A 14,525-nucleotide genomic window follows, 5' to 3' on the forward strand; every position below is an offset into this window, starting at 1 on the left:
TATCCAGCTTTTCTGTACCATGGTGGGAACCAAATGGGAGTGCACCAAATGAACACTACCGAGCCAGCGTCCCACAAACCCCGCTTTCTGCGCTACCTTGCCTACGCTTTCCTGCTGCTTCTTATCCTGATTACACTGCTGCTGTGGCAGACCCCCCGTCTGCTCCAACGCTATCTGCCAGGCTGGCTGGCCGAGCACTACGGCCTGCAACTGACGCTGGGGGAGATTGATGTTGGACTGCGCACCCCTTCTCTTACCCTCGGCGCGACTGCCCTGCTCGATGCCAAACAGCAACCTATCATCCGTTTTGAGCAGCTCTTTATCACCCCCGACCTACAAGCCAGCTGGCAGCAGAAAGGGGTCGTGCTTTCCGCCGTCACCCTGATCAAACCCGTAGTGCTGCTGCAACGGCTGGCAGACAAAAAGGGGGATGTTCGACTCAATCTGACCGATGCGCTGGCGACCGTGCTCACTTCTGCCCCCTCCCCCGAGCCCGAGACAGCCAGCGCCCCGCTACTGGTCGACATCGCCAGCATCGCTGTCACTGATGGGCATGTGCGCTATCAGGATCAACGCAAGGAGAGCGAACCCGGCTGGTTGCCGCCTCTCTATATGGAAAAAGTGACCATCAAGCTCGATAACCTGCGCACCAAGGCAAACCATCCGACTGCCTATCAGCTGAGTGCCGCCATTAACGGCAAAAGCAGCCTCGCCGCTCACGGCAAGCTCGATGTGATGAGCGGCATGGGTCAGGGCAAGGTGAGCCTCAAGCTGGTCGAGCTGAAACCCTTCGCCCCGCTCTGGGCACCCTATCTCAAGCTGGATCTGGCCAAGGGCCACGCTAATGCGGAGGTGGAGTACCAGCTCAAAGAGGGCAAGCAAGGGGTGCAGTGGCAATTGTCCAAAGGCAAGCTGACCCTGGACAACTGGCAGCTTAAAAAACTCAAGGGCGACGAGTTTGCCCGCTTCGGCCAGCTGGCTCTTAGCGATCTGGCTGTCGATGGCCAGAAACAGTCGCTCCAGATCGGCAAGATCACCATGCAACAACCCCTGATCAAGGCCACCCTCAACCCACAGCAGGAGCTGGATCTGGCCGACTTGCTGATTGAACAGGCTCCCGCCAAGCCCGTCAAAGAAGCCTACGCCGCAAACGAGGTGGCCAACAATGCGGCGCCCAAGTCGGCACAAAAAACAAAGGCTGCAGGTAACGGCAAGAAACACAGGGCAGACAAACCCTGGCAGTGGCAGATCAAGCAGATCCTTATCGACAAGGGTGATCTCACCCTCACCGAATCGAGCAGCGGCAAACCGCAGGCACGTCAGATCTCAGGCCTCAAGCTAGCGCTGGGGCCACTGGGCAGCAAGGGGGAGCAACCGAGCAAACTGACTCTGGCCACCCAGTTCAAACAGAGCAGTCCCCTCGCCTTTGATGGCCAACTGACCCTGAGCCCCTTCACCCTAAGCGGCGACATCAACCAGCAGGGGCTGCCCCTGACGCTGGCGCAACCCTATCTGGCTGATCTGGTGCGTATCAAGGTGCAAAACGGGCTGCTGAGCAGCAAGACCCGACTCGATCTCGCCACCACCGCCCAGGGAGATCTCAGCAAGCTGACCCTGCAAGGGGGGCTCGATGTCAACGGGCTCAAAGTGGTCGATCGGGCAGACAATCAACGGCTGCTGGAGTTCAACACCCTGGCCCTCACCGGTCTGACGTACGACGGCATCAGCCAGCAGATGCGGATCAAGGACATTGCCCTTAACAAGCCCTTCGCCCGCATCGAGATCAACGAGGATGGCACCACCAACCTGCAACAGCTGCTGCTGCCACAACCGGCGTCAGCCAAAAGCACTCAAGCGGCGGCAGGCAGCAAGGCTCCCGACTTTCGTTTCACCATCGACCAGCTGCGCACCGAGCAGGGCAACCTGCGCTTTGCCGATCGCAGCCTGAGTCAGGATTTCGTGGCCGATATTGCCTCGCTGGGCGGCCAGAGCCGCCATATCAGCAATATTCCGGGGCAACGCTCCGATCTCGCCTTCAACGGCAAGGTGGATCGCTATGCGCCGGTGACCATTCGTGGCGGCACCAACCTGCTGGTCGCCAACCCGATCCTCGACATCGCGGTGGCCTTCCACAATCTGGAGCTCACCACCTTCACCCCCTACTCGGGCACTTATGCCGGTTATGCCATCGACAAGGGGCAGCTCTCCATGAAGCTGCACTACAAGCTGGAAGGCAACCGACTGGAGGGGGATAACGACATCACCATCAAGAAGCTGCAACTGGGCGAGAAGATCAAGAGCGATCAGGCCAAGGATCTGCCGCTGGGGCTGGCCATCGCCCTGCTGAGCGATGCCAACGGGGTGATACAGATGAACCTCAAGGTGAAGGGAGATCTCGATCAACCGGACTTCAGTATCGGCAATATCTTCTGGGATGTGCTGGGCAACACCCTGAGCAAGGCGATCACCTCCCCCTTCTCCCTGCTCGCCTCGCTGGCCGATGGCACCGACGATCTCGACGAACTTCCCTTCCTGCCGGGGGAGCCCGATCTCACCCCCACCCAGCAGGAGAAACTGGTCAAGCTGGCACAGGCCCTCAAGGAGAGACCCAAGCTCAGCATGAACATTCGCGGCAAGGTCAACTTCAACGAGGAGCGCCCCATCCTGCAACGGCAAAAGCTGGAGCGGGTACTGGCCAAGCTCACCGGCAATCAGGCGGATCTCGACCTGCTGGAACAGGATCCCGCACTGCAAGAGGCGCTGGCCCAAGCCTATGAAGAGCGCTTTGGCGAAGATCTAAATGATCTGGCGGACCGCCTCCATCTGGATGAAGAGAGCGCGGCACTGCGGGCACAAGCAGTGATCCTGCTGCGGGATCAACAGCTCATCACCGCCAAATCCCTGCGCAATCTTGCCATGCGCCGGGCGCAAAATACCAAAGAGTTTCTGGTCGACAACCAGGGGATCGCTCCGGAGCGGCTGTTCGTGCTCGACAGCCAGGTCAAGGAAGAGGACAAGGAAGCCAAAGTGATCCTGACACTGGATCAGTGACGCCGCCGCACTGCGCAAAAGCGTAATAAAAATACACCCCCTCAACTATTTTGACACCTTTTGCTCACCAAACAGCCTGCTTTGGTGAGCGTTTGGCCTCTGATGCAAATAATCACGTAGTTTTTTTACGATTTATCCCCCTTGCCCCCTTGCGGGCGCGCCGCAGCCTGCCTAAAATCGCGCGTCTTTTGTTAACCCCCACCTCTATTTTTGGAGAATGCCACGTGAGCGAAAAATTGGCCAACCCTGCCCCTCTGGGTCTGATGGGTTTCGGTATGACCACCATCCTGCTGAACATCCATAACGCAGGTTTCTTCCCCATCAGCGCCATGATCCTGGCCATGGGCCTGTGCTACGGTGGTCTGGCCCAGATCATCGCCGGCATCATGGAGTACAAGCGTGGCAACACCTTCGGTGTGACCGCCTTCATCTCCTACGGCACCTTCTGGTGGAGCCTGGTGTTCCTGCTGGTGATGCCGACCATGGGTCTGGCCGAAGCCACTCCGCACGCTTACATGGGTTGGTATCTGCTGATGTGGGGCATGTTCACCCTGTTCATGCTGGTTGGCACCGTCAACTACCCGCGCGTGAAGCAGTTCGTGTTCGCTTCCCTGACCGTGTTGTTCTTCCTGCTGGCCGCCCGTGACTTCACCGGCAGCACCCTGATCGGCACCATCGCCGGTTTCGAAGGGATCATCTGTGGTGCCAGCGCCATCTACCTGGCCATGGCCACCGTGATCAACGAGCAGTTCGGCCGCACCGTAATGCCGATCGGCGATCACAAGAAAGCCGCCGCCGTACAGCTGAAAGCCGCTGCCTGATAGGCAAGCCCTCAGATTGTGAAAAAGGCACCCGAGGGTGCCTTTTTGCTATCTCGAATAACCGTTCAACAGATCGGTTATCAGCCAAGTGACCCAGTGTCCCCCTCCCCCGCCAGCAAGCGGGTTGCGGGGAAACGCAGTGCAGGATCCTGACTGAAGAACTGGCTCAGTTGTCGGTATACCGCCGGATAAACCTGCTGCAACCGCAGCGGGTCGGTAAAGAAGCACTCGCAGCTGACGGCAAAAAATTCGGCGGGATGTTCGGCCGCATAGGGATCGATGGCGGTTACCTCGTCCCGATCAAGCTGCTGGCACAGCGTATCGAAGGCGCTCTGAAAGGCCTGTTGCCACAGCTGGCTGCTCATCAGCCCCGGCAACGGCGGCGCACCGTCCGCCTCACCACCCAGCATGTCGAGTTTGTGGGCCAGCTCGTGGATCACCAGATTAAAGCCGTCCCAGTCGCCATCTTGCTGCAGTTCGCTCCAGGCCAGCACCAGCGGCCCTTGCGGCCAGGATTCGCCAGCATTCTTCTCTTCAAACTCACTCACCAGACCGAACTCATCCTGTACCTCCTGGCGCCGGGTCACGGGTTCGGGAATGATGATGATTTCGTGAAAGCCGCGATACCAGTCAAGGCCGAGGTGCAAGATGGGCAACGCCGCCTGCAGCGCCAGCACCGCCTGTTGACGGCGGCTGAGCTCTACCCCGATCAGGGTGAGGGTCTTGCGCTTGAGCAGCTGTTGCCCCAAGCCGATAAGCGTCGTCTGCTCGGTGTTGCTGAGCCCTTGCAAGATGGGCACAGCCGCCAGCGCCTGACGCCACAGTGCCAACTCATCCTCACTCATGGGCATTTTCGGGCGACCACCCAGCCATTTGAACCATCCCAGCACACCTACTCCTTCTTTTGATGTAAAAAAACAGGTTACAGCAGTTTGACGAACCGTTTCGGCCGCTCCTGATAATCCTGCGCCAGATAGAAACGGTGTGCCGCCTCGCGCTTGAGACTGCTGGAGAGCTCCAGCTGGGCGCAACCAGCGGCCCGCGCCATCGCTTCGGCGCCCTTGAGCAAGGCTGTGCCCACTCCCGCCCCTCTTGCCCCTTCATCGACAACCAGCGCCGAGATCAGGCCCCAAGCTGGTGCAACATGCAGTGGAGCCAGCTTGTGCCACACCAGCACGCCGACCACCTTGTCAGCCTGGGAGGCGAGCAGCACGGAGCTCGCGGGATCAGGCGCCAACAGGCGCGCCGTCACGTCAGCGCCTTCGGCAGGATACCCCAATTGGATGAACAGGTGGGCGATGGCGCTCCCGTCGTCGGCCTCAGGGGGACAGATCGTCAAGGTGTCAGGGTCATTGTTCATTGTTGGCCTCATGTTTGCTTTCCATTGTGTTACGCCCGTCACATTGTCCGGCGCAGATCAACAAGGAGGATTTCATCTTTACTCATAGAAAACGCTGCCTGCCATTATCCACCCACCCTTGTCAATTCACAAATTTGCAACAAAACAACATTTTTAGCTGGGAAGAATGGATTCAACTCGATATGTTACCTCCCATGCATGGCGCGGGTTTGCGCCCTGCCAAACCACTTGGAGCCACCCTCGTTTGCTTACCTCGGACTGTTAACAAATGAGCCCCAAACTGTGACAGAGAGCGAGGCCAAGATCTCGCCAAGACAGCGCCACAAACACAACAAAGGAGTTGTTGTACATGAATGAAATCGTCAATGCCATCAATGGTGTAATATGGAGCCCAGCGCTCATCTACCTGTGTCTGGGGGTCGGTCTTTACTTCTCCCTGCGCACCCGTTTTTTGCAACTGCGTCATATCAAAGAGATGGTGCGCCTGATGTTTGATGGCAAGAGCACCGATGCCGGTGTCTCCTCCTTCCAGGCGCTGGCCATGACCCTGGCAGGTCGCGTGGGGACCGGTAACATCGCCGGTGTGGCGACCGCCATCACCTTCGGTGGTCCGGGCGCCCTGTTCTGGATGTGGATGGTTGCCTTCCTTGGCGCCAGCTCCGCCTTCGTGGAGTCCACCTTGGGTCAGGTTTACAAGGAGAAGATCAACGGTGAATACCGCGGCGGCCCGGCCTTCTATATCGAGAAAGGGCTTGGCATGAAGTGGTACGCCTGGACCTTCGCCATCGCGACCGTCTTCGCCTGCGGCGTGCTGCTGCCTGGGGTGCAGGCCAACTCTATCGGCTCCAGCCTGCAGACCGCCTTTAATATCGATCCGAACGTCACCGCCGCCGGTCTGGCGCTGCTGCTCGGCTTTATTATCTTCGGTGGCGTCAAGCGTATCGCCAACTTCGCCAGTACCGTAGTGCCCTTCATGGCGCTGGGTTACATCATCGTGGCTTGCGTCATCATCGCCCTCAATATCGGCCAACTGCCAGGCGTGATCCTGCTGATCTGGAAGAGCGCCTTCGGTCTGGATGCCGGTTTCGGTGCCATTTTGGGTCTGGCCATCATGTGGGGGGTAAAACGCGGGGTCTACTCCAACGAAGCGGGTCAGGGTACCGGGCCGCACGCCTCCTCTGCTGCGGCAGTGAGTCACCCGGCCAAGCAGGGTCTGGTGCAGGCGTTCTCCGTCTATATCGACACCCTGTTCGTCTGCTCCGCCACCGGCTTTATGCTGCTGATCACCGGCCTCTATAATGTACAAGGGCCGGACGGCGCCGCCATCTACACGGGTATTGCCGGTATCGCAGCAGGCCCGGGCTATGTGCAGACCGCCATGGAGAGCATGATGCCGGGCTTTGGCAGCATTTTCGTGGCCATCGCGCTGTTCTTCTTCGCGTTCACCACCATCGTTGCCTACTACTACATCGCCGAAACCAACATCGCCTACATCAACCGCAAGATTAATCGCCCCTGGCTCACCTTCTTGCTGAAGATTGCGTTGATGGCTGCCACTGTCTACGGCACCGTCAAGACCGCAGATCTGGCGTGGGGCATGGGTGATATCGGGGTTGGCCTGATGGCATGGCTCAACATCATCGCCATTCTGCTGCTGCAAAAGACCGCCTTCACCTGTCTGAAGGATTATGAAGCGCAGCAGGCGCAAGGGCTGGATCCAGTGTTCCACCCGGAGAAGCTCGGCATCAAAAATGCCGATTACTGGGTGGGCAAGCGCTCCGAAGAGAACCTGGAGCTGGAGAAATCGGGCCATCAGTTCGAGCCGGATCAGGATCGCAAGACCTCCTGAACCAGAACGACATAAGACATCAATTTAAATGGCAGCCTCGGCTGCCATTTCTTTTTCCTGTCACCTTATCTCAGAGCGGATTACGCCGCGGCCCGAAGGGCAGACGCCAACGAAACAGGCTGTTAAGGGTGGCCCGCCACTGATTGGGTCGCCCCAGGATCTGCTTTTGCAGCCGGGTCTCCTCTTTGAGCATCGCCTCGTCACTGCGGGCCCAGGCCTGGCTGTAGAGCTGCTTGATCCCCGCCAGTGCATCCGGCGACTTGGTGATAAGGGTGCGGGCAAACTCTCGCGCCTCCACCAGCGGATCGGCGCAGACCCGGCTCACCATCCCTAGAGCTTTGGCCTCGATGGCATCGAGCTCGCGCCCGCTCATGGCCAGCTCCATGGCTGTATCCAGCCCCATCAGGTTACGCATGGTGACGCTACCGCTCATGTCGGGGATGATCCCCCACTTGATTTCCATCACCGAGAAGCGGCAATCGGGGGTGCTGAAGCGAAAATCGGCGCCGAGCGCAATCTGCAAGCCACCGCCAAAACAGACTCCCTGGGTCACTGCAATCACCGGCACCGGCAGCTGGTGCCAACCATAGGCAACACGCTGGGCCAGATTGGTCGCCTCGTCCGCCTCGCGCTTGAGAATATCGAGTGCCGCCACTGGCTGCTTGAGCATGGATTTCACATCCAGCCCGGCACAGAAGGCCCGCCCCTCGCCATGCAGGATCACCGCCCGCAACCCCTTGTGCCGGGCGAGCTGCGTCAATGTCTCATCGATGGCACTGAACATGGTGCGGTCCAGCGCATTGAGTTTGTCCCCCCGCGTCAGCATCACTTCGGCAATCCCGTCGTGGATCTCGCACTTGACCCTTGGTTTTTCCATCTTCCTTGTCCTCTCCTTGATCCCTGAAACTGACTCACTGGTCATACCACTACGTTATCAGAGTGTAAACAGGCGGTACAGCTGAGACTAAAGTCGGCTGGTCGCCTCCCTCTCCCTTTGTCACACTGGGAGCTGCATGAGTGCCGCAAGCCAGCAGAGGACGCTGTCATGTCAACCCTGTTCAATTTTGCCAGACCACCGTTCGACCGACTGGGCGAGGAGGCGCGCGAGCGGCTCTCCCGTCACCTCTCGCTCTGCTATTTTCGGGCCGGGGATCTGCTGCTCAAGGAGGGGGACGAGCCTCCCGGCCTCTATCTCATCATCAAGGGGGCGGTGGAAGAGTCGGCCCCTCACCACCAGTTTGGTGATTACGGGGTTGATGACCTGTTCGATGTGCGCGCCCAGTTTGATGGTCGCTGCCGCCACCGCTTCACCGCACTGGAAGATAGCCTCTGCCAACTCATTCCTCGCCACACCTTTCTGGCGCTCTGTGAGCAAGATCCGCAGTTTGCCAGCTACTTCACCGCCAATCTGGCCGAGCGCCAGCGCCAGCAGGAGCAACGCGAACAACTGGGTCAGAAGAATCTGGCTGAATTTATCCTGACCCGCATCGAACCCGGCCACCTGCAGGCACCGCTTATCGTCGACAGCAAGCTGTCACTGCTCGCGGCGACCGAAGCCATGGTGAGCAAGGGGACCGATTGCCTGCTCTACCCGGCCCACGACGGCTCCCTCACGCTGGCAACCCGCAAGACCTTGCTCCACGCCCTGACCCTCAAGGGATTGCCGCTGACGGCCTCCCTCTCGGTGCTGACCCCCACGCCGCTGATTGGTCTGCCGCTGGAGAGCTATCTGTTTGATGCCCTGCTGCTGATGACCCGCCATCGCATCAAGCGACTGGTGGTGTGGCGTGGCAACGAAGTGGCGGGCATCTTGCAACTGACTCAGGTGCTGGGGCTCTTCTCGACCCACTCCCACGTACTGACCCTGCGCATTGCCCGCGCCGACAGCCTGCCGGCACTGGAGGCGGTGGCCCGCGAGCAGCAGCAATTGACCCGCTCGCTGTTTACACAGGGGATCCACACCGCCTTTTTGATGAAGCTCATCGCCACCATCAACGAACAGCTGATCGCCAAAGCCTTTGCGCTGGTGATCCCCCCCGAGGTGCAGGATAAGGTCTGCCTGCTGATGCTGGGCTCGGAGGGGCGCGGCGAACAGATCCTCAAAACCGATCAGGACAACGCCCTGATCCTGCCAGAGGGGCTGGCATGGCCCACCCAGGCAGCCGATCTGGCCGAATTCAGCGCCCTGCTGGAGCGCCTCGGCTACCCGCTGTGCCCCGGGCAGGTGATGGTGAACAATCCGGCCTGGGTAAAAACAGGCAGCGAGTGGCAAAGCGCCATTGCCAGCGCCTGCACCACGGCAAAAGAGGATGAGCTACTCTGGCTCGCCACCCTGGCCGATGCTCACCCCATCGCGGGGGATCGACAGCTCCATCTGCCGGTTGCCAGAGCGCTGCGCGAACAGTTGGCGGACAGACGGGACCTGCTGGCGGAGATGGTGCGACCGGCAGTGGCCTTTCATGCCCCCCTCACCCTGTTTGGCCGGCTGGAGCAGCCACCGGAAGGGCTGGATCTGAAGCGGGGCGGCTTGTTCCCGCTGGTGCACGGTATCCGCATGCTGGCCATTGAGGCAGGCATTCTGGAGACCTCGACCCTGGGACGCATCGATGCGCTGGTGGCCGCCGAGCGGCTCAGTACCGACTATGGCAGCAATCTGGCAGAGGCGTTTCGGCTCTTTATCCGGCTGAGGCTGCGCAGCCAGCTCAAGGGGGGCAATAGTCGGGTGCAGACAAGCGAGCTTAGCCACAGTGAGCGGGATCTGTTGCGTCAGGCGCTGCATCAGGTTAAGAAGTTCCAGCAGTGGCTCACCTTGCACTTTCGTCTGAGACAATAGTCATGTTGAGCCGCGCTCGACGCTACTGGTATGGCCGCGGGTTCCGAACGGGCGAGTTCGCGCCGCTCTTTGCCACCCCACCGAAAGATGAACGGATCGCTCTCGATTTCGAGACCACCAGTCTCGATCCCGAGCAGGCTGAGATCGTCTCCATCGGGGCGGTGCGCATTCAGGGCAACCGGCTGCTGACCGGCGAGGCTCTCGCCATCAAGGTGCAGCCACCGGCCAGCCTGACCGGCCAATCGGTGGTGATCCACGGTCTGCGCCATCAGGATCTGCAACAGGGGATGGAGCTGGAAGCCGCGCTGCGCCTGCTGCTCGACTTTATCGGCCCCCGTGAACTGGTGGGCTATCACATCGCCTACGACCTGCGCATTCTCAATCTCGCCTGCCAGAAATTGTGGGGATTGACCCTGCCCCAGCGAGGGATCGAGGTGAGCCAGCTCTATCACGACCACCTCTATCGTCGCTATCCCGATGCGGCCATTGACCTCCACTTGAACGCCATCTGCAGCCACCTTGAACTGCCATCCCTGCCCGCCCACGATGCCCTTGCCGATGCCACCACGGCCGCGCTCATCTACCTGCGCCTGACCTGCGGCTCGCCGCTCACTTATCCCAAAGTCTAATTGTCGGAAAATAACATTTAATTCACATTTTGCTTACATGAGCAGATTGCCTGCTCGTCGGGGTTACCCCATCCACCGCTGACACTCATGTCATGGAGAACTGCAATGGAACAGCAAAGCTATCTGAGGATCCAGCAAGATCCCAACTTCCAGGAGCTGGTCGCCAAGCGCCAGCGTTTTGCCTGGGCCCTCTCGGCTCTGATGCTGGGACTCTACCTGGCGTTTATTCTGCTCATCGCCTTTGCCCCCGGTTGGCTGGGCACCCCCTTGAGCGAAGGGTCGACCATTACTCGCGGCATTCCGGTCGGGGTGGGACTGATCCTCTCCTCCTTCGTGTTGACCGGCATCTATGTGTTTCGGGCCAACGGCGAGTTTGACGAGCTGAATCAGAAGATCCTCAAGGGAGTGCAGTCATGAGCGCAAAAAGCATGAAAGGCAAGTGGCTGCTGTTGGCCTCACTGGCCTCCTCCCCCCTGCTGGCAGCGGATGCGCTGACCGGCGAGGTACAACGCCAACCCCTCAATGTATCGGCCATCGTGATGTTCGTGGTCTTTGTGGCCGCCACCCTGTTCATCACCTATTGGGCCTCCAAGCGCAACCGCTCGGCTTCCGACTACTATGCGGCCGGTGGCCGTATCACCGGCTTCCAGAACGGTCTGGCCATCGCCGGTGACTATATGTCCGCCGCCTCCTTCCTCGGGATCTCCGCGCTGGTCTACACCTCCGGCTACGATGGCCTGATTTACTCCATCGGTTTTCTGGTGGGCTGGCCCATCATTCTGTTCCTGATCGCCGAGCGGCTGCGCAACCTCGGCAAATATACCTTTGCCGATGTCGCCTCCTATCGTCTCAAGCAGACTGAAGTGCGTACCCTCTCCGCCTGTGGTTCGCTGGTGGTGGTCGCCCTCTACCTGATCGCCCAGATGGTCGGTGCCGGCAAACTGATCGAGCTGCTGTTTGGCCTGCAATACCATGTGGCCGTGGTGCTGGTCGGTATCCTGATGGTGCTCTACGTGCTGTTTGGCGGCATGCTGGCCACTACCTGGGTGCAGATCATCAAGGCAGTGATGCTACTCTCCGGTGCCAGCTTCATGGCCATCATGGTCATGAAATCGGTCAACTTCGATATCGGTGCCCTGTTTAGCGAAGCGGTCAAGGTGCACGAGAAAGGGATCGCCATCATGAGTCCGGGTGGCCTGGTTGCTGACCCCATCTCCGCCATCTCGCTCGGGCTGGCATTGATGTTCGGTACCGCCGGTCTCCCCCATATCCTGATGCGTTTCTTCACCGTGAGTGACGCCAAAGAGGCGCGTAAATCGGTGTTCTACGCCACCGGCTTTATCGGTTACTTCTACATCCTCACCTTCATCATTGGCTTTGGCGCCATCTTGCTGGTCAGCACCAACCCGGCCTTCAAGGACGCCACCGGCGCCCTGCTGGGCGGCACCAACATGGCAGCCGTCCACCTGGCCAATGCGGTTGGTGGCAGCCTGTTCCTCGGCTTCATCTCCGCCGTGGCATTTGCCACCATTCTGGCGGTAGTTGCCGGATTGACCCTGGCCGGTGCCTCTGCGGTCTCCCATGACCTCTATGCCAGTGTGCTGAAGAAGGGCAAGGCCAACGAGACCGATGAACTGCGTGTCTCCAAGATGACGACTCTGGTGCTGGGCGTGGTTGCCATTGGTCTGGGGATCCTGTTCGAGAAGCAGAACATCGCCTTCATGGTGGGTCTGGCCTTCTCCATCGCCGCCAGCTGCAACTTCCCGGTACTGTTCCTCTCCATGTTCTGGTCACGCCTGACCACCCGTGGCGCCGTCTACGGTGGCTGGCTGGGACTGGTGAGCGCCGTAACCCTGATGATCCTGGGCCCGACCGTGTGGGTGAAAGTGCTGGGCCATGCCCAGGCCATCTTCCCCTACGAATACCCTGCCCTCTTCTCCATGGGGTTGGCCTTCGTCGGGATCTGGTTCTTCTCCATCACCGACAGCTCCCAGAACGCCGCTGACGAACACGCCAAGTTCCTGCCGCAGTTCGTTCGCTCCCAAACCGGGCTGGGTGCCTCTGGCGCCACCTCCCACTGATGAGTCAATCACACTCCCAAGCCGGCCTCGTGCCGGCTTTTTTTATTGCCCATCAATCGGCTGCACGCCCCGCTTGCCCCGATCAAGATCACACTTCTCGCTAAAACTTTCGGGGGATCTGTGCCATAATGCGCGCCATTTGACAGACCAATCGGGACACATACCTTGTTAAGTAGCAACAACATCACCATGCAGTTCGGCGCCAAGCCGCTGTTTGAGAACATCAACGTCAAGTTTGGCGGCGGCAACCGCTATGGCCTTATCGGCGCCAACGGCTGTGGCAAGTCCACCTTTATGAAGATCCTCGGCGGTGATCTGGAGCCCACTGGCGGTAATGTGAGCCTGGACGTCAACGAGCGCATCGGTAAGCTGCGTCAGGATCAGTTCGCCTACGAAGATATGCGCGTACTGGACGTGGTCATGATGGGTCACACCGAGCTGTGGGCGGCCATCGCCGAGCGCGATGCCATCTACGCTAACCTCGAAGCGACCGACGACGACTACATGAAGGCCGCCGAGCTGGAAGGTCTGGTCGCCGAGTATGACGGCTATACCGCCGAATCTCGCGCAGGCGAACTGCTGCTGGGTGCCGGTATTCCCATCGAGCAGCACAACGGCCCGATGAGCGAAGTGGCTCCTGGCTGGAAACTGCGGGTGCTGCTGGCACAGGCACTGTTCTCCAACCCCGATATCCTGCTGCTGGACGAACCGACCAACAACCTGGATATCAACACCATTCGCTGGCTGGAACAGGTGCTCAACGAACGTGAAAGCACCATGATCATCATCTCTCACGACCGTCACTTCCTTAACTCCGTCTGTACCCACATGGCGGATCTGGACTACGGTGAGCTGCGCGTTTATCCGGGCAACTACGATGACTACATGCTGGCCGCCACTCAGGCGCGCGAGCGTCTGCTGGCCGACAACGCCAAGAAGAAGGCCCAGATCGCCGATCTGCAATCCTTCGTCTCCCGTTTCAGTGCCAACGCCTCCAAGTCCAGCCAGGCGACCTCCCGCCTCAAGCAGATCGACAAGATCAAGATTGAGGAAGTGAAGGTCTCCAGCCGTCAGAACCCCTTCATCCGCTTCGAGCAGGAGAAGAAGCTCTACCGCAACATTCTGGAGATCGAAGGCCTGTCCAAAGGTTATGGCGAGGCGCCCCTGTTCAAGGGCCTCAACATGATGCTGGAAGTGGGTGAAAAGGTCGCCATTCTGGGTACCAACGGTATCGGTAAATCGACCCTGATCAAGACGCTGGTCGGGGATCTGGCACCGGATACCGGTACCATCAAGTGGTCCGAAAACGCCCAGATCGGTTACTACGCTCAGGATCACGCCGAAGATTTCGATACCGACCTCAACGTGTTCGACTGGATGGCCCAGTGGAAACAGGATAACGAAGACGAGCAGGCTGTGCGCTCCGTACTGGGCCGTCTGCTGTTTTCCCAGGACGACATCAAGAAGCCGGTCAAGGTGCTCTCCGGTGGTGAACAGGGCCGCATGCTGTTCGGCAAGCTGATGATGCAGCGCCCCAACATCCTGATCATGGATGAGCCGACTAACCACCTGGACATGGAATCTATCGAATCCTTGAACCTGGCTCTCGAGATGTACAAAGGCACCCTGATCTTCGTCTCCCACGACCGCGAATTCGTCTCCTCTCTGGCGACCCGCATTCTGGAGCTGAGCGAAGATGGTATCCGCGACTTCGGCGGCACCTACGAGGATTACCTGCGCACCCAGGGCGTGGTATAACCCCACTCCTGCGCAAGTGCGCAATGCAAAACCGGCACTCAGGTGCCGGTTTTTTTATATCCCGTATCAGGACGTATAGCCGCGATGTGACTACACGAAGAGCAGAGAGCAGAGAGCAGAGAGCAGAGAGCAGAGAGCAGAGA

At 59.4% G+C, this 14,525-nt stretch carries 11 protein-coding genes; 8 read left to right on the plus strand and 3 right to left on the minus strand.

Annotated features, from left to right (window positions below):
• Positions 1–48 precede the first annotated feature (48 nt).
• Together G5154_RS02310 and G5154_RS02315 are read left to right on the plus strand one after the other, a co-directional pair.
• Positions 49–3,051, plus strand: coding sequence for a DUF748 domain-containing protein (locus tag G5154_RS02310; protein ID WP_421263857.1), 3,003 nt, complete (start codon positions 49–51; stop codon positions 3,049–3,051).
• Between the two features lie 224 nt (positions 3,052–3,275).
• On the plus strand, positions 3,276–3,872 hold the full coding sequence (locus G5154_RS02315; RefSeq protein ID WP_005345103.1) for an acetate uptake transporter: 597 nt from the start codon (positions 3,276–3,278) through the stop codon (positions 3,870–3,872).
• A gap of 80 nt (positions 3,873–3,952) precedes the next feature.
• Here the strand turns inward: G5154_RS02315 and G5154_RS02320 are convergent, their stop codons facing one another.
• Both G5154_RS02320 and G5154_RS02325 read right to left on the minus strand, forming a co-directional pair.
• On the minus strand, positions 3,953–4,723 hold the full coding sequence (locus G5154_RS02320; RefSeq protein WP_421250331.1) for a zinc-dependent peptidase: 771 nt from the start codon (positions 4,721–4,723) through the stop codon (positions 3,953–3,955).
• Between the two features lie 71 nt (positions 4,724–4,794).
• Positions 4,795–5,232, minus strand: coding sequence for a GNAT family N-acetyltransferase (locus G5154_RS02325; protein WP_216978638.1), 438 nt, complete (start codon positions 5,230–5,232; stop codon positions 4,795–4,797).
• 349 nt (positions 5,233–5,581) lie between these two features.
• Between G5154_RS02325 and G5154_RS02330 the strand changes: the two genes are divergently transcribed.
• The gene (locus G5154_RS02330; protein ID WP_421250251.1) at positions 5,582–7,081 is read left to right on the plus strand and encodes an alanine/glycine:cation symporter family protein; all 1,500 of its coding nucleotides are present in this window, start codon (positions 5,582–5,584) and stop codon (positions 7,079–7,081) included.
• A 70-nt stretch (positions 7,082–7,151) separates the two neighbouring features.
• Here G5154_RS02330 and G5154_RS02335 read toward each other — a convergent pair whose 3' ends face one another.
• Positions 7,152–7,958, minus strand: coding sequence for a crotonase/enoyl-CoA hydratase family protein (locus G5154_RS02335; protein ID WP_337072130.1), 807 nt, complete (start codon positions 7,956–7,958; stop codon positions 7,152–7,154).
• A 168-nt stretch (positions 7,959–8,126) separates the two neighbouring features.
• Between G5154_RS02335 and G5154_RS02340 the strand changes: the two genes are divergently transcribed.
• The 5 genes from G5154_RS02340 (at position 8,127) to G5154_RS02360 (ending at position 14,382) form a co-directional block, all read left to right on the plus strand.
• Positions 8,127–9,914 carry a putative nucleotidyltransferase substrate binding domain-containing protein gene (locus tag G5154_RS02340; protein ID WP_421250252.1) on the plus strand — a complete coding sequence of 596 codons (1,788 nt, stop codon included), beginning with the start codon at positions 8,127–8,129 and terminating at the stop codon, positions 9,912–9,914.
• A 2-nt stretch (positions 9,915–9,916) separates the two neighbouring features.
• Complete coding sequence (locus G5154_RS02345; protein WP_157160655.1) at positions 9,917–10,543, plus strand: 3'-5' exonuclease; 627 nt, start codon at positions 9,917–9,919, stop codon at positions 10,541–10,543.
• 105 nt (positions 10,544–10,648) lie between these two features.
• A complete protein-coding gene (locus tag G5154_RS02350) occupies positions 10,649–10,960 on the plus strand; it encodes a DUF485 domain-containing protein (protein WP_157160654.1) in 312 nt (103 codons plus the stop codon).
• A gap of 11 nt (positions 10,961–10,971) precedes the next feature.
• Complete coding sequence (locus G5154_RS02355; protein WP_026035062.1) at positions 10,972–12,624, plus strand: cation acetate symporter; 1,653 nt, start codon at positions 10,972–10,974, stop codon at positions 12,622–12,624.
• Positions 12,625–12,789: 165 nt separating this feature from the next.
• Complete coding sequence (locus G5154_RS02360; protein ID WP_005336974.1) at positions 12,790–14,382, plus strand: ABC-F family ATPase; 1,593 nt, start codon at positions 12,790–12,792, stop codon at positions 14,380–14,382.
• Positions 14,383–14,525: the final 143 nt, after the last annotated feature.

Origin of the sequence: Aeromonas sp. 600527 (genome assembly GCF_049175415.1) — a bacterium.
In the GTDB taxonomy this organism is placed as follows: Bacteria; Pseudomonadota; Gammaproteobacteria; order Enterobacterales; family Aeromonadaceae; genus Aeromonas; species Aeromonas veronii_A.

Bases quoted from the DNA above. Each gene is read 5' to 3' on its own strand.
- G5154_RS02310 (WP_421263857.1), top strand. From the start codon at position 49: ATGAACACTACCGAGCCAGCGTCCCACAAACCCCGCTTTCTGCGCTAC.
- G5154_RS02320 (WP_421250331.1), bottom strand. From the start codon at position 4,723: ATGCCCATGAGTGAGGATGAGTTGGCACTGTGGCGTCAGGCGCTGGCG.
- G5154_RS02325 (WP_216978638.1), bottom strand. From the start codon at position 5,232: ATGAACAATGACCCTGACACCTTGACGATCTGTCCCCCTGAGGCCGAC.
- G5154_RS02330 (WP_421250251.1), top strand. From the start codon at position 5,582: ATGAATGAAATCGTCAATGCCATCAATGGTGTAATATGGAGCCCAGCG.
- G5154_RS02335 (WP_337072130.1), bottom strand. From the start codon at position 7,958: ATGGAAAAACCAAGGGTCAAGTGCGAGATCCACGACGGGATTGCCGAA.
- G5154_RS02340 (WP_421250252.1), top strand. From the start codon at position 8,127: ATGTCAACCCTGTTCAATTTTGCCAGACCACCGTTCGACCGACTGGGC.
- G5154_RS02345 (WP_157160655.1), top strand. From the start codon at position 9,917: ATGTTGAGCCGCGCTCGACGCTACTGGTATGGCCGCGGGTTCCGAACG.
- G5154_RS02350 (WP_157160654.1), top strand. From the start codon at position 10,649: ATGGAACAGCAAAGCTATCTGAGGATCCAGCAAGATCCCAACTTCCAG.
- G5154_RS02355 (WP_026035062.1), top strand. From the start codon at position 10,972: ATGAAAGGCAAGTGGCTGCTGTTGGCCTCACTGGCCTCCTCCCCCCTG.